Origin of the sequence: Pseudokineococcus sp. 1T1Z-3, from assembly GCF_037482365.1 — a bacterium.
Classification (GTDB): Bacteria; Actinomycetota; Actinomycetes; order Actinomycetales; family Quadrisphaeraceae; genus Pseudokineococcus.
This window is the reverse complement of the sequence record NZ_JBBHZF010000024.1, coordinates 123,931-145,171: the sequence shown is the minus strand read 5'-3', so window position 1 is coordinate 145,171 and position 21,241 is coordinate 123,931. Positions and strand designations below refer to the sequence as shown.

At 76.8% G+C, this 21,241-nt stretch carries 20 protein-coding genes; 6 read left to right on the top strand and 14 right to left on the bottom strand.

Annotated features, from left to right (window positions below; all coding sequences use genetic code 11):
* Window positions 1-8 precede the first annotated feature (8 nt).
* From argJ to infC, 9 genes are all read right to left on the bottom strand, one after another.
* Window positions 9-1,160: a bifunctional glutamate N-acetyltransferase/amino-acid acetyltransferase ArgJ gene (gene argJ / locus WDV86_RS10660; RefSeq protein ID WP_339567612.1), complete on the bottom strand. Its 1,152-nt coding sequence runs from the start codon at window positions 1,158-1,160 to the stop codon at window positions 9-11.
* Window positions 1,161-1,209: 49 nt separating this feature from the next.
* Window positions 1,210-2,253 (bottom strand): N-acetyl-gamma-glutamyl-phosphate reductase, encoded by a 1,044-nt coding sequence (gene argC / locus WDV86_RS10655; protein ID WP_339567611.1) that lies wholly within the window; start codon window positions 2,251-2,253, stop codon window positions 1,210-1,212.
* Window positions 2,254-2,487: 234 nt separating this feature from the next.
* Window positions 2,488-5,109 (bottom strand): phenylalanine--tRNA ligase subunit beta, encoded by a 2,622-nt coding sequence (gene pheT, locus WDV86_RS10650; RefSeq protein WP_339567610.1) that lies wholly within the window; start codon window positions 5,107-5,109, stop codon window positions 2,488-2,490.
* A complete protein-coding gene (locus WDV86_RS10645; RefSeq protein ID WP_339567609.1) occupies window positions 5,109-6,311 on the bottom strand; it encodes a phenylalanine--tRNA ligase subunit alpha in 1,203 nt (400 codons plus the stop codon). The genes pheT and WDV86_RS10645 overlap by 1 nt, the downstream gene beginning before the upstream one ends.
* Before the next feature lie 124 nt (window positions 6,312-6,435).
* Window positions 6,436-7,554: a sensor histidine kinase gene (locus WDV86_RS10640; RefSeq protein ID WP_339567608.1), complete on the bottom strand. Its 1,119-nt coding sequence runs from the start codon at window positions 7,552-7,554 to the stop codon at window positions 6,436-6,438.
* On the bottom strand, window positions 7,551-8,438 hold the full coding sequence (locus WDV86_RS10635) for a TrmH family RNA methyltransferase (protein WP_339567607.1): 888 nt from the start codon (window positions 8,436-8,438) through the stop codon (window positions 7,551-7,553). The genes WDV86_RS10640 and WDV86_RS10635 overlap by 4 nt, the downstream gene beginning before the upstream one ends.
* Window positions 8,439-8,449: 11 nt before the next feature.
* Window positions 8,450-8,860, bottom strand: coding sequence for a 50S ribosomal protein L20 (gene rplT / locus WDV86_RS10630; protein WP_339567606.1), 411 nt, complete (start codon window positions 8,858-8,860; stop codon window positions 8,450-8,452).
* 163 nt (window positions 8,861-9,023) lie between these two features.
* Entirely contained in the window at window positions 9,024-9,218 is a 195-nt protein-coding gene (gene rpmI, locus WDV86_RS10625) for a 50S ribosomal protein L35 (protein WP_339567605.1), read from the bottom strand.
* A gap of 80 nt (window positions 9,219-9,298) precedes the next feature.
* Entirely contained in the window at window positions 9,299-9,880 is a 582-nt protein-coding gene (infC, locus tag WDV86_RS10620; RefSeq protein ID WP_445263033.1) for a translation initiation factor IF-3, read from the bottom strand.
* A 383-nt stretch (window positions 9,881-10,263) separates the two neighbouring features.
* Here infC and WDV86_RS10615 point away from each other — a divergent pair, with 383 nt between their 5' ends.
* The 3 genes from WDV86_RS10615 (at window position 10,264) to WDV86_RS10605 (ending at window position 12,992) form a co-directional block, all read left to right on the top strand.
* Window positions 10,264-10,581: a DUF1844 domain-containing protein gene (locus WDV86_RS10615; RefSeq protein WP_445263032.1), complete on the top strand. Its 318-nt coding sequence runs from the start codon at window positions 10,264-10,266 to the stop codon at window positions 10,579-10,581.
* Between the two features lie 137 nt (window positions 10,582-10,718).
* Window positions 10,719-11,219 (top strand): Fur family transcriptional regulator, encoded by a 501-nt coding sequence (locus WDV86_RS10610; protein ID WP_339567602.1) that lies wholly within the window; start codon window positions 10,719-10,721, stop codon window positions 11,217-11,219.
* A gap of 249 nt (window positions 11,220-11,468) precedes the next feature.
* A complete protein-coding gene (locus WDV86_RS10605; protein ID WP_339567601.1) occupies window positions 11,469-12,992 on the top strand; it encodes a catalase in 1,524 nt (507 codons plus the stop codon).
* 118 nt (window positions 12,993-13,110) lie between these two features.
* Here the strand turns inward: WDV86_RS10605 and WDV86_RS10600 are convergent, their stop codons facing one another.
* The 5 genes from WDV86_RS10600 to WDV86_RS10580 all read right to left on the bottom strand — a co-directional run bounded on the left by WDV86_RS10600 (window position 13,111) and on the right by WDV86_RS10580 (window position 17,004).
* A complete protein-coding gene (locus WDV86_RS10600) occupies window positions 13,111-14,103 on the bottom strand; it encodes a hypothetical protein (protein WP_339567600.1) in 993 nt (330 codons plus the stop codon).
* Complete coding sequence (locus WDV86_RS10595; protein ID WP_339567599.1) at window positions 14,100-14,753, bottom strand: MerR family transcriptional regulator; 654 nt, start codon at window positions 14,751-14,753, stop codon at window positions 14,100-14,102. Before WDV86_RS10595 ends, WDV86_RS10600 begins: the two co-directional genes overlap by 4 nt.
* 253 nt (window positions 14,754-15,006) lie before the next feature.
* Entirely contained in the window at window positions 15,007-15,528 is a 522-nt protein-coding gene (locus tag WDV86_RS10590) for an isoprenylcysteine carboxyl methyltransferase family protein (protein WP_339567598.1), read from the bottom strand.
* Entirely contained in the window at window positions 15,525-16,661 is a 1,137-nt protein-coding gene (locus tag WDV86_RS10585; protein ID WP_339567597.1) for a type III polyketide synthase, read from the bottom strand. The genes WDV86_RS10590 and WDV86_RS10585 overlap by 4 nt, the downstream gene beginning before the upstream one ends.
* Window positions 16,662-16,770: 109 nt before the next feature.
* A complete protein-coding gene (locus WDV86_RS10580) occupies window positions 16,771-17,004 on the bottom strand; it encodes an RNA-binding S4 domain-containing protein (protein WP_339567596.1) in 234 nt (77 codons plus the stop codon).
* Window positions 17,005-17,084: 80 nt separating this feature from the next.
* Between WDV86_RS10580 and WDV86_RS10575 the strand changes: the two genes are divergently transcribed.
* The 3 genes from WDV86_RS10575 (at window position 17,085) to WDV86_RS10565 (ending at window position 21,241) form a co-directional block, all read left to right on the top strand.
* A complete protein-coding gene (locus WDV86_RS10575; RefSeq protein WP_339567595.1) occupies window positions 17,085-18,119 on the top strand; it encodes an MsnO8 family LLM class oxidoreductase in 1,035 nt (344 codons plus the stop codon).
* A 180-nt stretch (window positions 18,120-18,299) separates the two neighbouring features.
* A complete protein-coding gene (locus WDV86_RS10570) occupies window positions 18,300-19,895 on the top strand; it encodes an FAD-dependent monooxygenase (protein ID WP_339567594.1) in 1,596 nt (531 codons plus the stop codon).
* Window positions 19,889-21,241: a glycosyltransferase gene (locus tag WDV86_RS10565; RefSeq protein ID WP_339567593.1), complete on the top strand. Its 1,353-nt coding sequence runs from the start codon at window positions 19,889-19,891 to the stop codon at window positions 21,239-21,241. Before WDV86_RS10570 ends, WDV86_RS10565 begins: the two co-directional genes overlap by 7 nt.

Sequence of the window (21,241 nt, the reverse complement as noted above, 5' to 3'; positions counted from 1 at the left end):
TCCTGCGCTCACGTCGAGTACGCCGAGTTCTCGTGCACGTAGGCGTGTGTGAGGTCGTTGGTCCACACGGTGGCCTCCTCGGCGCCCTCCTTGAGGTCGACCTCGATGGTCACCGCGCGGGCGCTGAGGTCGACGAGGTCGCGCGGCTCACCGATGCCGCCGTCACGGCAGAGCTGCACGCCGTTGAAGGCGACGTCGAGGACGGCCGGGTCGAAGGCCGCCGACGTCGTGCCGACGGCCGCCAGCACGCGGCCCCAGTTCGGGTCGCGCCCGAAGATCGCCGTCTTCAGCAGGCCGCTGCGGGCGACCGCCCGGCCGACGAGCAGGGCGTCGTCCTCGGTGGCGGCGCCGCGGACGGTGATGGCGACGTCGTGCTCGCTCCCCTCGGCGTCGCCGAGCAGCTGCGCCGCCAGGTCGGCGCACAGCGGCGTGAGGGCCTCGGCCAGCTCGGCGGCGCCGACGGAGACGCCGGAGGCGCCGGAGGCCAGCAGCGCGACGGTGTCGTTGGTGGACTGGCAGCCGTCGGAGTCGAGGCGGTCGAAGGTGGCCGCCGTCGCCGCCCGCAGGGCCTCGTCGGCGTCGGCAGGATCGACGACGGCGTCGGTCGTGAGGACGACGAGCATGGTGGCGAGCGCGGGAGCGAGCATCGCGGCTCCCTTGGCCATGCCGCCGGTCGACCAGCCCTCGCGCGCGACGACGGCCTCCTTGGGCCGGGTGTCCGTCGTCATGATGGCGAGCGCGGCGTCGTGGCCCGCGCCGGCGTCGAGGACGTCTGCTGCAGCGTCGATCCCGGCGAGCAGGCGGGGCCGGTCGAGCTGCTCGCCGATGAGGCCGGTGGAGCAGACGAGCACCTCGCCGGCGCCGCAGCCGAGCAGCCCGGCGACGCGCTCGGCACTCGCGTGCGTCGTCGCGAACCCCTCGGGGCCCGTGTAGCAGTTGGCCCCGCCGGAGTTGAGGACGACGGCGCGGCCCCGGGCGCCGCGGGCGACGACCTCCGACCACAGGACGGGCGCGGCGCGGCAGCGGTTGCTCGTGAACACGGCGGCGAGGGTGTCGGTCGGGCCGTCGTTGACGACGAGCGCGACGTCCGGGCGACCGCTCGCCTTCAGGCCGGCGGTGACGCCGGCGGCGCGGAAGCCGGCGGGGGCGGTGACGCTCACGGGAGCACCTCTCTGGCAGTGGCGGACGGCACACGCACGGGCGCGGCGGTCACGGCGCGAGCCCGACGGCGGACAGGCCGGCCCTCTCGGGCAGGCCGAGCGCGAGGTTGAGGCCCTGGACGGCGGCGCCGGCCGTCCCCTTGACGAGGTTGTCGACGGCGGCGACGGCGACGACCCGGCCCGCGCGCTCGTCGAGCGTCACCTGCAGGTGGACGGCGTTGGAGCCGGCGACGTCCTTGGTGCGCGGCCAGCGCCCCTCGGGCAGGAGCGCGACGAACGGCTCGTCGTCGTAGGCCTGCGCCCAGGCGGCGCGGACGTCGGCGGCCGTGGCGCCCGGGCGGGCCCTCGCCGTCGTCGTCGCGAGGATGCCGCGGGGCATCGGCGCGAGCGTCGGCGTGAAGGACACGGAGACGGCCTCCCCCGCAGCGGCTCCGAGTCCCTGCTCGATCTCGGGGGTGTGCCGGTGGGTGCCACCGACGCCGTACGGGCTCATCGACCCCATGACCTCGGCGCCGAGCATGGCGACCTTGGCGGCGCGACCCGCGCCCGAGGTGCCGGAGGCCGCGACGACGACGACGTCGGCGGGCTCCAGCAGCCCGGCGGTGAACCCGGGGGCGAGGGCGAGCGTGCACGCCGTCGGGTAGCAGCCGGGGACGGCCAGGCGCCGGGCCCCGACGAGGGCGTCGCGCTGGCGTCCACCGCCGGCGAGCGGCAGCTCGGGCAGGGCGTACGGCCACGTGCCGGCGTGCGGGGAGCCGTAGAAGGCCTCCCAGGCGCCGGCGTCGGCGAGCCGGTGGTCGGCGGCGGCGTCGACGACGAGCACCTCCTCGCCGAGCTCGGCGGCGAGCGGCCCTGAGGCCCCGTGCGGCAGCGCCAGGACCACGGCGTCGTGGCCGGCGAGCGTCTCGGCCGTGGTGGGCTGGAGCACGCGGTCGGCGAGCGGCAGCAGGTGCGGCGCGTGCTCGCCGAGCGTCGTCCCGGCACTGGAGGCGGCGGTGAGCGCACCCACCTCGACGCCCGGGTGCCCCAGCAGCAGGCGCAGGACCTCCGCCCCCGCGTACCCGCTGGCTCCCGCCACCGCGACCCTCACCATGTGCATGACCATACATTGCCGCGGATGCCGATGCGAGCGCCCCGTGCCCTCGGCGCGACCGTGACGCCCGGCCGTCCCACCCCACCCCGCGACGTGTGACCTCGACGACGGCTGGAGCCGCTCCACCTCACCCGCCGTGCGTGACCTTGACGCACCGAGCACGCGGCGCCCAGCGGCGCGACGAGGTCACACATCGCGGACGAGCAGCGCGGCGGAGGGGTGGGTCAGGTCAGGTCAGGTGCCGCGCAGCACCGCCCCGGTGGCCTCGCCGGCGGCGGCGACGGCAGCCTCACGCGCCTGCGCGGCCTCCGGGCCGGTGAGCGTGCGGTCGGGCGCGCGCAGGCGCAGCGAGAAGGCGAGCGACCGGCGTCCCTCCCCGGCCTGCTCGCCGGTGTAGACGTCGACGAGCCGCAGGTCCTCCAGCAGCGGGCCGGCGCCGCGGCGCAGCGCCCGCTCGACCTCCGACGCCGGGACCCCGGCGTCGACGACGAGCGCGACGTCCTGCTTGACCACCGGGAAGGTCGAGATCGGTTCCGCCTGGGGCGGCCCCGGCAGCGCCGCGAGCAGCGGCTCGAGGTCGAGCTCCATCGCCACGGTGCGGGGCGGCAGGTCGAGGGCGGCGACGACCCGCGGGGCGAGCTCGCCCGCGTGCCCCACGGCACGCGGCGCGGGACCCGACGCCGCCCCGGCGACCCCGCCGCCCGGGGCGCCGCCCGCCAGGCGCAGGGCGACGCAGCGCCCGGGGTGGAAGGGCGCCCGGTCGGGGTCGGCGACGGCCTCCAGCGGGACGCCGAGCACCTCGCCGACCAGCAGCGCCAGCTCGACGGCGTCGCGGGCGTCGGCGCTGCGGCCGGTCCCCTCCCAGCCGCGGGGTGACCTGGCCCCGGTGAGCACCGCAGCCACGTGCAGCGGCTGGTGCGGGACGGCGTCGCGCACCGCCTGCTCCTCCTGCGCCGACGGACGCGAGGTCACCGCCGGCCGCGGCGCGGGCGCCCGGGCCCCCTCGGGGCCGGGCAGGACGACCGCGGCGAGCTCGACGAGGGCGACGTCCTCGGCGCCGCGACCGACGCCGCGGCGCAGCACGTCCACGAGCGTCGCGAGCAGGCTCGTGCGCAGCAGCGGCTCCTCCGCACGCAGCGGGTTGGCCACCCGCAGGGCGTGGCGGCGCTCGTCGTCCGCGGGCACGCCGAGCGCGTCGGCCCGCTCGGGGGCGGTGAAGACGCTGGCCCGCACCTCGACGAGCCCGGCCTCGGCCAGCGCCCGGGCCAGCGAGCGCACCGCTCGCCGGCGCGGGCTCAGCCCGCCGAGACCGGCGCCCCCGGTCGTCCCCGGCAGCGCACGCGGGAGCACGGAGGGGATGCGGTCGTAGCCGTCGAGCCGGGCGACCTCCTCGACGAGGTCGGCCGCCTGCAGGAGGTCGGGCCGCCATGACGGCGGACGCACCGTGAGGTGCCCCTGCGGCCCGTCGGCGACCTCGCACCCCACCTGCTCGAGCAGCTCGGCGACCCGGGCGGGCGGGTAGTCCACCCCCATGAGGCGGGTCGGCTCGGCCAGCGGCAGCACGACCTCGGCGAGCGGCTGCGGCGCGCCGACGTCGGTGATGCCGTCCTCGGCCGTGCCGCCGCCGTGCGCCACGAGCAGGTCGACGGCCAGCTGGGACGCCGCGGCGCTCATGGCGTCGTCGACGCCGCGCTCGAAGCGTCGGCTGGCCTCGCTGGGCAGCCGGTGGCGTCGTGCGGTCCGGGCGACCGAGACGGGGTCGAAGCAGGCGGCCTCGAGGACGACGTCGCGCGTCGAGGCGGTCACCTCGGTGGCCTGACCTCCCATGACGCCGGCGAGCCCGACCACGCGCGCCCCACCGGCGCCGTCGGCGATGACGAGGTCCTCGGGGTCCAGGGCCCGGTCGACCCCGTCGAGGGTCACGAGCCGCTCGCCGGCGCGGGCCCTTCGCACCGTGATCGCGCCGTCGAGCCGCTCGGCGTCGTAGGCGTGCAGGGGCTGCCCGACGAGCAGCATGACGTAGTTGGTGACGTCGACCGCCAGCGAGACCGGGCGCATGCCCGCCTGCACGAGCCGGCGACGCAGCCACCACGGCGACGCCGCGCCGGCGTCCACGCCGCGCACCGTCCGCGCGGTGAGCCGCCGCGCACCCGGAGCACCGTGGACCGGCGCCCCGTCGGCGAGCACGACCTGGCGCTCGCCTGCGGCAGAGCGTGTCTCGACCCCGGCGAGCGGGTCGCGGAAGGCCGTCGCGACGTCGGCACGACGGCCGTGGGCCAGCTCGCGCCCGAGACCGCGGACGCTGAGGCAGTAGCCCCGGTCGGGGGTCACGTTGACCTCGACGACGCGGTCGTCCAGCCCGAGCAGCGTGAGCGCGCTGTCCCCCGGCGACGCCGCCTCGGCAGCCACCCCGAGGGTCTCGCCGAGCACGACGATGCCGGCGGACTCCTCGCCGAGGCCGAGCTCGGCGGCCGAGCAGAGCATCCCGTCCGAGACGTGCCCGTAGGTCCGGCGCGCCGCGATGGCGAAGCCGCCGGGCAGCAGGGAGCCGGGCAGCGCCACGACGACGAGGTCACCGGCGCCGAAGTTGCCCGCGCCGCAGACGATCCCGCGCGGCTCGTCCTCCCCGACGTCGACCTGGCACCAGGAGATGGTCTTGCCGTTCTTCTGCGGCTCGGGCTCGGCCGAGAGGACGCGGCCGACGACGACGGGCCCGCTCACCTCGCCGCCGTGCAGGCCTTCCTCCTCCAGGCCGACACGCACCAGGGCCGCCGCGACGCCGCGGGCCGTCGCCTCGGCGTCGGGCGCCGCGTCGACGTCGGAGACCTCGGCCAGCCAGCTCACGGGGACGCGCATCAGACCCCCGCCCCGAACTGCCGGCTGAAGCGGGGGTCGCCCTCGACCATGTCGCGCATGTCGCCCACCCCGTTGCGGAACATCAGCGTGCGCTCGATGCCCATGCCGAACGCGAAGCCCGTGTAGCGCTCCGGGTCGACGCCGACGGCGCGCAGCACGTGCGGGTTGACCATGCCGCAGCCGCCCCACTCGATCCACCCGGTGGACCCGCAGGTGCGGCACGGCGCTCCCGCCGCCTCCCCGGCGGCCGCGACCACCTGGGTGCCGACGGCGTCCTGCACCGCCGTCGCCGGGCCCGACGCCGCCTGCTCGCCCGGGGCGAGGCCCGTGCCGGCGCACACGGGGCAGCGGACGTCCATCTCGGCGCTGGGCTCGGTGAAGGGGAAGAAGTTGGGGCGCAGGCGCGTCGTCGTCCCCGCCCCGAACATGGCGACGGCGAGGGCGTCGAGGACCCCGCGCAGGTGCGCCATCGTGAGGTGCTCGTCGACCGCGAGGCCCTCGACCTGGGTGAAGACGGGCGTGTGCGTCGCGTCCAGCTCGTCGGTCCGGAAGACCTTGCCGGGCACCGCGACGTAGAGCGGTGCGCCGTGCTCGAGGAGCGCCCGCGCCTGCGCGGGCGAGGTGTGCGTGCGCAGCACCAGCCCGTCCTGCGGCGGGTCGACGACGAAGGTGTCCTGCATCTGCCGGGCCGGGTGGTCGGGGCCGAAGTTGAGCGCGTCGAAGTTGAACCACTCGGCCTCGACCTCGGGGCCCTCCAGCACCCCCCACCCGAGCCCTGAGAAGAAGTCCTCGACCTCCTCGACGAGCAGCCCCAGCGGGTGGCGGGCCCCGCGGGGCCGCCGGGCCGTCGGCTGGGTGAGGTCGAGCGCCTCGGTGACGAGGACGGCGGCGTCGCGCTCGGCCTCCAGGACGGCGCGCCGCTCCGCCGCGGCGACCCCGACCCGCCGACGGGCCCCGCCGACCCGCTTGCCGGCCTCGGCCTTCGAGGGGCCCGGCAGCTGGCCGATCGCGCGGTTGGCCAGCGCGAGCGGGCTGCGGTCACCGGTGTGGGCGCGCACGACCGCCGTCAAGGCGTCCAGGTCCGCCGCCGCGGCGAGCGCGTCGAGCGCGGCACCCGCGGCGCTCTCGACGGCGTCGGCGTCGGTGGGGTCGACGCCGCCCGCCGAGACCCCGCTCGGGACGCCCTCGGGGCTGCCGGTCACGGGCGGGTCTCCTCGTGCGCGTGCGGGCGGGCGGGGGCGGAGGTCGCTGGCACGGCCGGGAGTCTAGGGAACGGGCGTCGCCGCCCCCGACCGCTTTCCGGCCCGTCCGCCCGCACCGGCGGGCTCAGGAGGCGCTGATCTCCGGGTGCAGCCCCTCGGTCGGGTCGCCCGTCGGCAGGGTGAGCAGGAAGCGTGCGCCGCCCAGGTCGGAGCGGCGCACGACGATGCGGCCGCCGTGGGCCTCGACCAGGCCCCGCACGACGTAGAGACCGAGCCCGGTGCCGCCACGGCTCTCCCCGCGCCAGAACTTCGAGAAGACCAGCGGGATGTGCTCCTCGGCGATGCCCTTGCCGCCGTCGTCGACGCAGACGACGACGGCGGGCGCGTCGGCGCGGACGTCGTCGTCGACCTCCTCGGCGGCCAGCGGGCCCGTCCCGAGGCGCAGGCGGATCGGCCCCTCCCCGTGGCGGACGGCGTTCTCGACGAGGTTCGCCAGGATCTGGTCGAGCCGGTCCCGGTCGGCCCAGACCTCGGGCAGGGCCCCGAGGTCTGGTGCCTCCACGGTGATGCGGTCGGGGTCCAGCCCGGAGGCGACGGCGCGCTCGGCGTGCCCTCGCAGGGCCGCGCCGACGTCGACCGGCAGCGTCCGCACCTCCAGGCGACCCGCGTCGATGCGGGAGATGTCCAGCAGCTCGGTGATGAGGCGGGTGACACGGTCCGCGTCGTGCTCGACGGTGCGCAGCATGAGCTGCTTCTGCTCGTCGGTGAAGCGGTCCCAGCGCCGCAGCAGGGTGGAGGTGAAGCCCTTGACGCTGGTCAGCGGGGAGCGCAGCTCGTGCGCGACGGTCGTGATGAGGCCCGCGTGGTCCTGCTCGGCGCGGCGCCGGTGACCGGTCGGGCGGATGGCGACGACGACGCGCCGCACCGGCCCGCTGGGCTCGTCCCGGACGTAGCGCGCCGTCACGAGCAGCTCGCGGCCGCCCGGGAGGACCAGCAGCCGCTCGCGGTGCCCGCGCCGGGTCTCCAGGCCCTCCCACGGGTCGGTGCAGGCCCACCAGCGGCGCCCCGCGGTGTCCTGCCACGGGAGGACCTCGCGGATGTCGCCGCCGAGCAGGTCGCCCGCGCGCAGGCCGAGGACCCGCTCGGCCTCGGGGGTGACGACGACGACGCGGGCCTCGCCGTCGGCGACGACGACGCCGTCGGGCACGTCGGTGGGGTCGAGCAGGACAGGGTCCGCCGTCACCGCGGACCTCCCGGCGGCGGGCGCCGGAGCGCCCGCCGGGACGCGCGGGCGGCGGCGTAGAGGCACACGGTCGCGGCGGTCGCGAGGTTGAGGCTCTCGGCGCGGCCGTGGATCGGCACGCGGACGACGGCGTCGGCGAGCGCCCGCTGCGGCGCCGAGAGCCCCTGCGCCTCGGTGCCGAAGAGCCAGGCGACCGGCCCGGCGAGGGCACCCTCGCCGTGCTCGGCGGCGTCGGACAGGTCGTCCAGGTCGACGTCGCCCTCGCCGTCGGCCGCCAGCACGGCGGCCCCGCCGCCGCGCAGCGCCGCGAGGGTCTCCCCGAGGTCCGCGCCGACGACGACGTCGACGTGGAAGAGGCTGCCCGCGCTGGACCGCACGCACTTGGGGTTGGTGACGTCGACGCTGCCCGTGGACAGGACGACGGCGCCCGCCCCCGCGGCGTCGGCGGCGCGCAGGACGGCTCCGGCGTTGCCGGGGTCGCGGACCTCGGCGAGCACCGCGACGAGGCGCGGCCGCCTCCCGAGCGCGACGTCGAGGGGGACGTCGACGGGCCGGCAGACCGCGACCAGCCCCTGCGGCGTCACGGTGTCGGCCATCTCGGCGAGCACCTCGTCGGTGCACGCGTGGACGGCGACCCCGCCGGCCCGCGCCGCGACGACGACGTCGTCGTGGCGTCCCAGGGCCTCGGGGGTGCCGTAGAGGTCCCGGGCGGCCACGTCACCCCGGGGGCCGGGCCGGACCGCCTCCCGGGCCGCCTGCGGGCCCTCGGCGAGGAAGAGCCCGGCCCGGACGCGCGCGGGGCGCCCCGACAGCCGGCGCACCGACCGCACCCGCTCGGCGCGGGGGTTGGTCAGCAGGCCGGGGTCGGGGCGCCCCGGGGTCATGCGGGTGGCTCTCAGGCAGCCGCTGCGCCGGGCTCGCCCGCGCCGGGCTGACCCGCGCTCGACTGAGCCGGCACGTGGGCCCGGGAGAGCTCGACGAGTGCCGCGAAGGCCGCCTCGTCGTTGACGGCGAGCTCGGCGAGCATGCGACGGTCGACCTCGACGCCGGCGGCCTTGAGGCCCTGCACGAAGCGGTTGTAGGTCATGCCGTGGGCGCGGGCGCCCGCGTTGATCCGCTGGATCCAGAGCCGGCGGAAGTCCCCCTTGCGCGCCTTGCGGTCGCGGTAGGAGTACACGAGGGAGTGGGTGACCTGCTCCTTCGCCTTGCGGTACAGCCGCGAGCGCTGGCCGCGGTAGCCGCTGGCGCGCTCGAGGGTCTCCCGGCGCTTCTTCTGGGCGTTGACCGCCCGCTTGACGCGTGCCACGTACGTGCTCCTCGTGTCGTCCCGGCCAGGGAGCCGGGGGACCCGCCGTCAGCCCGGCGCGGGCCGGGGGCACCGTGCGGTGCCGGGAGGGCGGGGGTGTTCAGGGCGATGGGTCCGGGACGTCGTCCCGGGGGTGGGCCCAGCAGGCGCTGGGCCCGCGGGCTCAGCGGCCCAGCAGCCGGCGGGCCGTCTTGCGGTCGGCCGGGGCCACCTCGACGTCGCCGGCCAGGCGGCGGGTCACGCGCGAGGGCTTGCCCTCGAAGAGGTGACGGCGGCCGGCGCGCTCACGCATGATCTTGCCGGTCCCGGTGACACGCAGGCGCTTCTTGGCGCCGCTGTGGGTCTTGTTCTTCGGCATGGCCGCGGTTCTCCTCGGTTCGTGCTCGTGGGTCGTGCTGGTCGGTCGGCGGGCGCGGGGCTCGCGGCCTGGCCCGCCCGTCAGGTCTGGTCGGCCGAGGACTCCTCGGCCGGGGTGTCCCGGCGACGGCGCTGCTCGGCGCGCGCCTCCGCCTTCTTCCGGTGCGGGCCGATGACCATGACCATGTTGCGGCCGTCCTGGGTGGGCGCGCTCTCGACCGAGCCCAGCTCCTCGACGTCCGTGGCCATGCGCTGCAGCAGCCGGTAGCCCATCTCGGGCCGCGACTGCTCGCGGCCGCGGAACATGATCATGACCTTGACCTTGTCCCCCGCGGAGAGGAACTTCTCGGCCTGGCCCTTCTTCGTCGCGTAGTCGTGCGGGTCGATCTTCAGGCGCAGCCGCACCGTCTTGAGGACGGTGTTGGCCTGGTTCTTGCGGGCCTCCCGCGCCTTCATGTCGGCCTCGTACTTGTACTTGCCGAAGTCCATGAGCTTGCAGACGGGCGGCCGTGCCTGCGGGGCGACCTCGACCAGGTCGAGGTCGGCCTCCTGGGCCAGGCGCAGGGCGTCCTCGACGCGGACGATCCCGACCTGCTCCCCGCCGGGGCCGACGAGTCGGACCTCGGGGACGCGGATCCGGTCGTTGATGCGCGGTTCGCTGATGTGCTGCTCCTCCTCGTGCGCTGCCAGGTGCCGTCCAGCGCCCCGAGGAGGACCCCCGGGGCGCGGTCGCGTCGGCGTCGACGTCCCATCCGGGGTCACGGCGGCGGCGTCACCACGCAGGGCGACGCAGCGCACGCGCCGATCACCTCGGCGCGGACCGGGACCCGGCCACCCCGCGGCGAGGCCGGGGGTCGCGATCGGGTGGGAGGGATCTCCGCTTGGCGTCCCGCCCTCGTGTCCCGGCGTGCGGGCGCGCGAGAGCGGTCGGTCTGCGTGCCAGGCTAGCAGCCGTGGACCCCGACATCGCAGCCGACAGCTCCGCCCCCCGCCTCGCACCGCCCACCGGGCCGTCGTCAGGTGGGGAGGCCGGCGCCGACCAGCAGGTGCGCGACATCGCCGAGGTGCCGGCGGTCGAGGTCATCACGACGGCGGCGGTCCACCTCATGAGCGCGGCCGCCGTCAAGTGCGGGCTGGCCGAGGGCGAGGACGCGCGCGACCTCGTCGACCTGGCAGAGGCCAGGACCCTCATCACGGCCCTGGCCGGGCTCGTCACGACGGCGGCCCCAGACATCGGCAACCAGCACGCGCGCGCCCTCCGCGACGGGCTGAGGTCGCTCCAGCTCGCCTTCCGCGAGGCGTCCACGCTGCCGGACGCCCCGGGCCAGGGGCCGGGCGAGCGGCTCACGGGCCCGGTGCGCTGAGCGGCGACGACCGAGCGGGGGGCGAGCGTGCGCGCAGGCCCGCGGCGCCACCGGAGGAGGAGGCCGCCCCGCCTCCCGACCGGGCGGCCCCGCCCCTCCCGCTTGACCAGTTCCAGTCTGGGTGGTCAGGTGCAGGGGTGGACACGACTCGGGGCACCGCCGGCACGGCAGAGCCCCCCCTCGACGCGGCCGGGGTGCTGCGGGCCGTCGGCCTGCGCGCGACCGGGCCGCGGGTCGCCGCCCTCGCGGTCCTGGCCGACCAGCCGCACGCCGACGCCGACGACGTGGCCCGCGGCGTCCGCGAGCGCATCGGCAGCGTCTCCACCCAGGCGGCCTACGACGTCCTGCACGCCTTGTGCCGCGCCGGCCTGGTCCGCCGGATCGAGCCGGCGGGCTCGCCGGCACGCTTCGAGCTGAGGGTCGGCGACAACCACCACCACCTCGTGTGCCGCTCCTGCGGCCGGGTGCAGGACGTCGACTGCGCCGTGGGCGCCGCGCCCTGCCTCGTGCCCTCGCCCGCGGCGCCCGCACGCGACGGCGCGGCCGACGACGCCGTCGACCTGGCCGCGACCGGCTTCGTCGTCGACGAGGCCGAGGTCATCTACTGGGGCACCTGCGGAGCCTGCGCCCAGGGCTGAGACGCCCGGCGCCGCGCCCGCGTCGGCCTGCACGCCCCCTCGGCGTGCAGGCCCGTCGCGCGCGTCTCATCGTGGTCCTGGCCACGGTCGACGCCAGCGCCCGACCGTGGCGACCCGGAACAGCTGGTGGCGTCGTCCTGCTGCACGAGAGGACACCGGGAGGCGCACGTCGCCGCCACCGGGAGAACCCTCCTCACCGACCACGTCCCTCGGCCGCGACCGGCCGAGGCCCCCGACCCGAAGGACGCCATGACCACGCAGGCCACCTGGACGACGAACAACGCCGGCATCCCCGCCGGCAGCGACGAGCACTCGATGACGCAGGGCCCGGGCGGCGGCACGATGCTGCACGACCACTACCTCGTCGAGAAGATGGCGCAGTTCAACCGTGAGCGGGTGCCCGAGCGTGTCGTCCACGCCAAGGGCGGTGGCGCCTTCGGCACCTTCGAGGTGACCGGTGACGTCAGCCGCTACACCCGCGCGGCCTTCCTGCAGCCGGGTACGAGCACGCGCATGCTGGCGCGCTTCTCGACCGTCGCCGGCGAGCAGGGCACGCCCGACACCTGGCGTGACCCGCGCGGCTTCGCGCTGAAGTTCTACACGAGCGAGGGCAACTACGACCTCGTGGGCAACAACACGCCCGTGTTCTTCGTCAAGGACGCGATGAAGTTCCAGGACTTCATCCGCTCGCAGAAGCGCCTGCCCGCCTCGGGGCTGCGCGACAACGACATGCAGTGGGACTTCTGGACCCTCTCCCCCGAGAGCGCCCACCAGGTCGTCATCCTCATGGGCGACCGCGGGGTGCCGCGCACGTGGCGCCACATGAACGGCTACGGCTCGCACACCTTCCAGTGGGTCAACGCGCAGGGCGAGGCATTCTGGGTCAAGTACCACCTCAAGACCGACCAGGGCAACGAGTTCCTCGAGCAGGACGAGGCCGACCGGATCGCGGGCGCCTCGCCCGACCACCACCGCCAGGACCTCTTCGCCTCGATCGCCGACGGCGACCTCCCGAGCTGGACGATGTCGGTCCAGGTCATCCCGGTGGCGGAGGCGGAGTCCTACCCGGTCAACATCTTCGACGTCACGAAGACGGTGTCGCAGCAGGACTACCCGCTGGTCGAGGTGGGCCGGATGACGCTCGACACCAACCCCGAGAACTTCCACGCGCAGATCGAGCAGGCGGCCTTCGACGTCAACAACATGGTGCCGGGCATCGGCGCGAGCCCCGACAAGATGCTCATGGGCCGGATGTTCAGCTACGCGGACGCCCACCGCTACCGCATCGGCACCAACTACACCCAGCTCCCGGTGAACTCGCCCGCAGCCCCGCTCGGGACGTACGCCAAGGAGGGCTCCATGGCGTACCGCTGGAACGACCCGAAGCTGCCGGTCTACCAGCCGGCGAGCTACGACGGTCCCGTGGCCGACCCGCAGCGCGCCGGCGAGACGCCCGGGTGGGAGGCGGGCGGCCGCACCGCGCGGACGGCCTACGTCGACCACCGCGACGACGACGACTGGAGCCAGGCCGGCACGCTCGTCCGTGACGTCATGGACGACGGCGCCCGCGAGCGCCTGGTCACCAACGTCTCGGGCCACCTGCTCAACGGCGTCAGCGAGCCGGTGCTCGAGCGGGCCTTCGCCTACTGGCGGAACATCGACAAGGAGACCGGCGACCGCATCGAGGAGGCCGTGCGCGAGCAGAAGCCCGCCTCGGCGCCGACGACGAGCGCCTCCCCCACCGCGCCGGGCGACGAGGCCGCCAAGCGCTGACCTGACGCACGTCGCAGGGCCCGGGAGCACCGCTCCCGGGCCCTGCGTACGTCCGCGCGCCGGCTTGGCCGCGACCGGGGGCCGACCGGGGACGTCCACCCGTGCACCCGGCGCGGCGTCACACCGCCGCGCGTCCCCGGTCGCGGGTGGCGGCGTCGGCGGCGGCCCGTCGGGCGCGGAGGAGGACGACGACGAGCGCGGCGAGCCAGAGCGCGGCGGCCAGGGCCCCGACGACGAGGACGGGTCCTGCCGGGGCGAGGACGGGCTGGCCGGCGAGGGCCTGCCAGGTGAGCATGACGAGGGCGAGCGCCCAGCCGGTGCCGGCGAGAGCGACGAGGCGGTGGCGCGTCGTCGGCGAGAGGACGGAGGCCGCCGGCGGCCATCGGCGGGCCAGCAGCGTGAGCCCGAGGGCGAGCAGCGGCAGCCCCTGGAGGGCGTGCAGCCCCACGAAGTGGGGCACCCGGAGGTCGCCGGCGACGGTGCTCCAGCCGAGCAGCGGCAGCCCGGGTCCGCCGTCGACGCCGCCGACCGTGTGGGCGCCGGCGACGCCCTCGACGTCCGCGAGCTGCGCCGGCGTCGGCGACGTCATGACGAAGGCCACGGCCATGCCGACCAGCCCGAGGACGACGCCGGCGCGGACGGCGAGGTCCAGGGCGGCGTCGCCGCAGGGGCTGCGCCACAGCAGGACCCCGACCACAGCCGTGATGAGCCAGACCGCGGAGATGCTGACACCCATGACGGCCCACGCCGCGGCGTGCGCCGGCGTGGAGACGTTGAAGTGGCTCGTCGTGCCCAGGGCGGCGGCGCCGAGGATGACCACCATCTCGACGACGAGCAGGCCGCCGGCGGCCGTGCCGAGGGTCGCGGCGAGACGCCGACCACGGCGGAGCAGGGTGAGGAGCCAGGCGAGGGTCACCGCGTAGAGCGCGATGGACAGCTCGAACTTGAGCGGCTTGAGCCATCGGTTCGCGCCGGTGACGGGGACCGGGTCGACGACGGCGAGGACCGTGGTGACGGCCGCCAGGCCGAGCATGGCGGCGGCGAGCCAGACCAGCGGTGAGCGCCTGAGCTCCGGGCGCGACCATAAGGACGGGGGCGGGCGGTGGGTCATGGCGTCTCCTCGGGGGCGGACGTGACGCCGTGCGCGGGGTGGACGGCGGTGCGGGCGACGTGCTCCTGGGCGATGCGTCGGAGCCCGGCGAGGAGGGCGTCGCCGAGGAGGGTCCCGACGACGACGGTCTCGGCGCTGCGGTCGCGGTCGGCGGCGTCGGGCCAGACCCGGGCGAGGTCGGCGCGGGCGACGACGTCCGCCGCCCGGGCGTAGGCGGGCAGGCTGTCGAGCAGGTCCTTGCGGCCGAGCCTCACCCACCCGTCGAGGACGGCGGCGGCCTGCGTGAGGCCGGGGTTGTCCTCGTCGACGACCCAGCCCTGTGCCGCGACGAGCTCGGCGACTGCCGCCCGCGAGGGGTCGGTCGGTGTCGCAGGACGCCCGGGCAGGGCACGCTGTGCGGCGCCCATGACCTGAGGGAGCCCGACGCCGGAGTCGTCGACGGCGGCGACGACGTCCCGCACCCGGGCGATCGGCAGCCCCGCGACGTCGACGAGGGCGCGCACGAGGTGCAGCCGGCGGACGTGAGCCTCGCCGTAGTCGACCTGGTTGTAGCCGGTGTGCTCCGCGGGCGGGAGCAGGCCCTCGCGGGCGTAGAACTTGATTGTCGCCGGCGCGGTGCCGGTGCGGTCGGCGAGCTCGGAGATGCGCACGTGCTCGACGGTAGTCCTGGATAGCGGCGCTGTCGATAGCGTTGCTGACCATGCGTGGTCATGACGGCGCAGCAGGCCGCACCCGTCGGCCTTGACGGCGTCGGCGGGTCACGCGTCGAGCGGGTGGGGCTCGGGTGGGCGCAGGTGCGCGGCAGGCACGTCAGGCCGGCGCACCCGAGACCAGCGGCACCTGGCCGACGAGGCGCCGAGGCAGTCCCAGAGCGCACCCGCGGCCCCCCGCGGGTCTACGGGCTCAGGAGCGCAGCCGCGCGAGCGCCTTCTCCTCGGCGGGGATGCGCCAGCCGAGCAGGAGCACGGCGTTGAGCACGGTGAAGACGAGCGCGGTGAGCCAGGCGGTGTGGACCAGGGGCAGGGCCACGCCCTCGACGGCGACGACGACGTAGTTGGGGTGGCGCAGCCAGCGGTAGGGGCCGGTGGTGACGCGGGGCATCCCGGGGACGACGACGACGCGGGTGTTCCACTGCCGCCCGAGGGTCAGCACGATCCAGGCGCGGGTGGCCTCGGTGAGCAGCAGCACGGCGAGGGCGGTCCAGCCGAGCAGCGGGACGAAGGGCCGGTCGAGGACCACCACCTCGACGAGGCAGGCGACCAGCAGCCCGCTGTGCAGGGCGACCATCGCCGGGAAGTGGCCCTGGCCGGTCTCGGCGCCGCCGCGCCGCAGGGCCCAGGCGAGGTTGCGGCGGGAGACCCGCAGCTCCACGAGCCGCTCGACGCCGACGAGCAGGACGACGACGGCGTAGAGGGCGACGCTCACGCGGGAGCCGCCAGGGCCTCGCCGGACCGGGCGGCCAGCGGCGCGGGCGCGGCGTCGTCCGGCCAGCGCAGGAGCACGAGCTCGGCGCAGAAGCCGGGGCCCATGGCGAACAGGACGGCGTGGTCACCGGCCCCCGGCGGGTCGGCCAAGGTCCTCGCGAGCACGGAGAGCACCGAGACCGATGACATGTTGCCGTTGGCCGCGAGGTCGGCCCAGGAGGGCGCGAGGGCGTCGTCGGGCAGGTCGAGGACGTCGGCGACGGCGTCGAGCACCTTCGGCCCGCCGGGGTGGGCGACCCATCGGGCGACGTCGCGGGCGGCGAGCCCGCGACCGGCGAGGAAGCCGCCGACGTCGTCGGCGAGGTGGGTGCGGACGACGTCCGTCACGCTCGTCGTCAGCCGGACGCGGAAGCCGCTGCCGCCGATGTCCCAGCCCATGACGCCGGCGGTGTCCGGGTAGAAGCGGCTGCGGGAGGCCACCACGTCGGGGCCTGGCAGGCCGAGGGCCGCGGCGCGACGCTCGCCGAGGACGACGACGGCGGCGGCGCCGTCGCCGAACAGGCCCGAGGCGACGAGGTTGGCGGTCGAGTGGTCGTCGTGCTGCACCGTCAGGGAGCAGAGCTCGACGCCGAGCAGCACGGCGACGGCGTCGGGGTCACCACGCAGGAGGTCGTCGGTGCGGGCGAGGCCGGCGGCACCGGCGACGCAGCCCAGCCCGAAGAGCGGGACGCGGCGGACGTCGGGGCGCAGGCCGAGCAGGCCCACGAGCCGGGCGTCCAGGGTGGGCGAGGCGACGCCGGTCGTGCTGGCGACGACGAGGACGTCCACGTCCTGCGGCGCGAGGCCGACGGCGTCCAGGGCCTGGCAGACGGCGCGCTGGCCGAGGTCCAGCCCGACGCGCAGGTAGGCCTCGTTGGCGGCGGTGAAGCCCTCGAGGCGGGGGTAGTCGGCCAGCGGCAGCGCGAGGTGGCGGGTGCGGACGCCGGCGTTGGCGTGGAGGCGGTGCAGGAGGGCGCGTCGGGAGGGGTCGAGCTCGCCGGAGCGGGAGACGACCCGCGCGAAGGTCTCGGTGATGTCGGCCTGGGCGTCGGTGCGGTCGGGGACGGCCGTGCCGACCGAGACGATGCGGGACATGGGGGCAGGAGCTCCTTCGGGCGGCACCGTGACGCGGGCGCCCATCGTGCGGTGGCCGGCCCCGTACCCGCGCGCCGGGGGTCCGCGGCGGCGGGGGCACGGGCGGGGCTCAGCCGACGCGGACGGGCGCGGCGCCCTCGACCGCGACGACGTCGCCGCGCTCCAGCTGGCGGCCACGGCGGACCTCGACCTCGCCGTTGACGCGGACCACGCCGGCGGCGAGCGCCTCCTTGGCGTCGGCGCCCGTGCCGACGAGCGAGGCGAGCTTGAGCAGCTGGCCGAGGCGGATGTGCCCGTCGGTGGGCACCTGCGCGAGGTCGTCGGCGGGGAGGTCTGGGGTCATGCCGGCAGTGTGCCGGGCCGGCCCCGAGCCCGCGGGGTGCCGCGGGGAGCACAGGCGCGGGCGCGGGCGTTGCCGCACTCGTGCTCGACGTCCCCCTCTCGCTCCTCGACCGCGCCCGCACCCGGGCCGGGGAGGACGACGCGCAGTCGCTCGTCGGCGTCGTGGCCCGCTCGCGGCGCGCCGAGGAGCTCGGCTTCTCGCGCTTCTGGGTGGCCGAGCACCACGCGGTGCCCGGGGTCGCCGGCTCCGCCCCGACGGTGCTGGCGATGGCGGTCCTGGACGCCACCACCCGGCTGCGCGTGGGGACCGGCGGCGTGATGCTGCCGAACCACGCCCCGATCGTCGTCGCCGAGCAGCTGGCCACGCTCGCGGCCCTGCACCCCGGGCGCGTCGACGCCGGCGTCGGCCGCTCTCCGGGCTTCACGGCTCCCGTCCGCCGCGCCCTGCGCCGGGAGGCCACCGACGGCCCACCCGCTCGGCCGGCGGACGACGCCTTCGCCGCGGACCTCGCCGAGCTGCGCGACCTGCTCCTCGGACGGGCGGACGTCACCTCCCGGCCCCAGGTGGGACCTGTGCCCCTCCTGGTGCTCGCCACGGGCGGAGGGCTTCGCGTCGCGGCCCGGCTGGGTCTGCCCGCCGTCGTCGGCGGCCCGCTGGTGACCGGGCTGCTGGGGGACGACGAGAGGGCCACCGGACGCGCCGCAGAGGCCCTCGAGGACTACCGGCGCGCCTTCGTCCCCTCGGAGCAGGCGCCGGAGCCGCGGGTCGTCCTCGCCGTGGACGTGCTGCTCGCCGACGACGCCCGAGCCGCCGCCGAGCTGGCGCTGCCCGAGGCCTGGGCGATGGCCGAGGCCCGCACGACGGGCAGCTTCCCACCGCTGCGTCCCGTGGCCGAGCTGCGGGGCCGGCCGGCGACGGGCGCGCACGCCCGGCACCTGGCGTCGGCGCAGGCCGCCGTGGTCACCGGCACGCCCGAGCTGGTGGAGGAGCGGCTCGCGGCGCTGGTCGCCCGCAGCGGCGCGGCCGAGGTGCTGGCCACCTCCAGCACCACCGACCGGGCCGCGCTGGCGCGCTCGGACGCGCTGCTGGCGGGGCTGGGTCGAGGTCGTGGCTGAGGCCGCGGTCCTCGACGCCACCGCCGTGACCCGACTGTGGCGCCCCGTGGCGGGTGGTCGCTGGGCCGTCCGGACGTCGTCGTCGCTGGCGGCCCGGCCGGTGGCGCGGACGGGTCTACGCTCGCGAGCGATCGGTGCCTCACCACACCACTCGGCACCGCCCGCGCCAGGAGAGTCCCGATGACCGACCACCCCACCGCCGACCGCACCACCGCCCAGCAGGCCACCCTCGTGCAGCCCACCCTGGGGCGCCCCGACGTGGACGTCCTCGTCGTCGGCGCCGGGCCGGCCGGTGCCACCCTCACCGCCGACCTGCTGCGTCGCGGCGTCCGCGTGCGCCTGCTCGACCGGGCGCCGCAGCCCTTCGCCGGCTCGCGCGCCAAGGGTGTGCAGCCGCGGACGCTGGAGGTGCTGGAGGACCTCGGCGTCCTCTCCCAGGCCCGCAGCCAGGGCGGGGAGTACCCCCTGCTCGGCCTGCACGTGGGCCCGGTGACGGTGCCGTGGCGGATGCAGCAGCGGCGCCGGCCGACCTCGGCGGTGCCGTACCCGAACATCCTGCTGCTGCCGCAGCACCGCACCGACGCCGTGCTGCACGACCTGGTGCGCCGCGACGGCGGGCAGGTCGAGCTCGGCACCGGGGTGGACGCCGTGGCGCAGGACGGCGCCGGCGTCACCGCGACGCTCAGCACCGGCGAGCAGGTCCGCGCGGCGTACCTCGTCGGCGCCGACGGCGGGTCGAGCACCGTCCGGCGGGCCGCGGGGCTGCGCTTCGAGGGGGCGACGGACGACTCCGACCGCACCCTGCTGGTCGACGCCGAGGTCGAGGGCCTGTCCCGCTCCCGCTGGCACGTGTGGCCGCGCACGGGCGGCACCTTCGTCGGCGCCTGCCCGCTGCCGCACTCGCGCCAGTTCCAGGTGATGATCCGGCTGGACCCGGACGCGCCGGCCCCGGCGACCGACGAGGCCTCGGTGGCCGCCCGCTTCGCCGAGCTCACCGGGCACCGGCTGCACTCGGTGACGTGGACCTCGGTCTTCCGGCCCAACGTCCGCCTGGTCGAGGGCTACCGCGCCGGCCGCGTGCTGCTGGCCGGGGACGCCGCGCACGTGCACACCCCCGCCGGCGGCCAGGGCATGAACACCGGCATCCAGGACGCCTACAACCTCGGCTGGAAGCTGCAGCAGGTGCTCGCCGGCGCGCCCGACGCGCTGCTGGACTCCTACGACGGCGAGCGCCGTCCGGTCGCGGCGCGGGTGCTCGGACGCTCCAGCGAGCTCTACGCCGGCATGGGCTCGGGCACCCGCCTGGCCAGCCTGCGCCGCGGGGACCAGGAGCGGCAGATCACCCTCTCCTACCGCGGCGGCCCTCTCGCGCCGGCGGACGCACCCGCGACGTCCACCCTGCACGTCGGCGACCGCGCCCCCGACGCGCCGTGCGAGGGCGAGGTCGACGGGCGCCCGGTGCGACGGCTCTTCGACGTCTTCCGAGGCCCGCACTTCACCGCCCTGGTCCTCGACGGCGGGGACGGCGACCGGGTGGCCGCGCAGGTCGCCGGCGCCTGGCCGCAGAGCGGGGCCCGGCTGCGGACCGCCCTCGTGCGCGGTGACGGCCCGGCCGGGCCGGGCGTCCTGCTCGACCGCTCCGGCGCCGTCGCGCGGACCTACGGCGCGACGCCGGGCACGAGCCTGCTCGTGCGCCCCGACGGGTACGTCGGAGCCGTCGTCACCGGTGGCGCGGACGGGCTGGTCGAGGCCGCGCGGGCGCTCCTGCCGTGCTGACCGGGCCGAGGGGCCAGGCGGCCGGGCCGAGCCGGGAGCTGCGGGTCCTGCTGGCGACCATCCCGATGCAGGGCCACACCGCCCCGGCCCTGCCGGTCGCGGCCGAGCTCGTGGCGCGCGGCCACGAGGTGCGGTGGATCACCGGGGCCCACCTGCACGACGCCGTGGCTCGCACGGGCGCCGAGCACCTCGCCGTCGAAGCCGCCCCGGACTACGAGAGCACCGACTGGATCGAGGCGTTGCCCGGTCGGCGGCGCCCGGGGCCTCGGCGGCTGGCGCAGGACTTCGAGCACCTCTTCGTCCGGTGCGTGCCGGGGTGGGTCGCCGACCTCGAGGCGCACCTGGCGCAGGCCCCGGCCGACGTCGTGCTCGTCGACCTGGGGCTGCTCGAGGCCGCCCGCGCCCTGCACGAGCGTGGCGGACCGCCCTTCGCGGTGTTCGGCGTCTCGCCGCTGATGCTGCGCGACGCCGACACCGCCCCCTACGGGCTCGGGCTGCAGCCCGCGCGGGGGCCGCTGGGGCGGCTGCGGAACCGGGCGCTGGACCTCCTCGTGTGGCGGGGGCTGATGCGCCCGGCGACGCAGGCGCTGCGGCAGGAGCGGGTCGGGCTGGGCCTGCCCCCGCGAGCGCCGGGGGCCAGCCCCGGTGACGTCTCGCCCTTCCTGCACCTGCAGTCCGGGGTGCCCTCCCTGGACTACCCGCGCCGCCGGCTGCCCGCCTCGGTGCATCACGTCGGCCACCTGGCCCCGCCCGGTGGCAGCGCGCCGACGCCGCCGTGGTGGGAGGACGTCGCCGCGGCGAGGGCGGCCGGCCGGCGCGTCGTCGTCGTCACCCAGGGCACGGTCGCCACCGACCCGGAGGACCTCCTGCTGCCGGCCGTGCGCGGCCTGAGCGGCCTCGGGCACCTCGTCGTCGTGGCGACGGGACGCCGCGACGTGACGACGCTGCCGCTGGACTCGGTCCCGGACGACGTGCGGGTGGGCGGGTTCCTGCCGATGGGTGAGCTGCTGCCCCTGGCCGACGTGGCCGTCACCAACGGCGGGTACGGCGGCGTGCAGACGGCGCTGGCCGCCGGCGTGCCGCTCGTGGTGGCGGGGCGGACGGAGGAGAAGCCGGAGGTCGCGGCGCGCGTGGCCTGGTCCGGCACGGGCATCGACCTGCGCACCCAGCGCCCCAGCCCGGCGCAGCTGCGGGCCGCCGTCACGCGGCTGGTGCAGGAGAGCCACTTCCGTGAGCGCGCCGGCGTCCTGGCCGCCGAGTACGCCGCCCTCGATGCCCCTAGCCGCTGCGTCGACCTGCTGGAGCAGCTGGTCGCCGGCACACCGGCGCGTCCGCGCGAGGGCTGA

Excerpts from the sequence above, each read along its gene's own strand:
- argC (WP_339567611.1), bottom strand. The coding sequence starts at position 2,253 with ATGGTGAGGGTCGCGGTGGCGGGAGCCAGCGGGTACGCGGGGGCGGAG.
- WDV86_RS10580 (WP_339567596.1), bottom strand. The coding sequence starts at position 17,004 with ATGACCCCAGACCTCCCCGCCGACGACCTCGCGCAGGTGCCCACCGAC.
- WDV86_RS10570 (WP_339567594.1), top strand. The coding sequence starts at position 18,300 with ATGACCGACCACCCCACCGCCGACCGCACCACCGCCCAGCAGGCCACC.
- rpmI (WP_339567605.1), bottom strand. The coding sequence starts at position 9,218 with ATGCCGAAGAACAAGACCCACAGCGGCGCCAAGAAGCGCCTGCGTGTC.
- WDV86_RS10600 (WP_339567600.1), bottom strand. The coding sequence starts at position 14,103 with ATGACCCACCGCCCGCCCCCGTCCTTATGGTCGCGCCCGGAGCTCAGG.
- WDV86_RS10605 (WP_339567601.1), top strand. The coding sequence starts at position 11,469 with ATGACCACGCAGGCCACCTGGACGACGAACAACGCCGGCATCCCCGCC.
- WDV86_RS10585 (WP_339567597.1), bottom strand. The coding sequence starts at position 16,661 with ATGTCCCGCATCGTCTCGGTCGGCACGGCCGTCCCCGACCGCACCGAC.
- WDV86_RS10635 (WP_339567607.1), bottom strand. The coding sequence starts at position 8,438 with ATGACCCCGGGGCGCCCCGACCCCGGCCTGCTGACCAACCCCCGCGCC.
- pheT (WP_339567610.1), bottom strand. The coding sequence starts at position 5,109 with ATGCGCGTCCCCGTGAGCTGGCTGGCCGAGGTCTCCGACGTCGACGCG.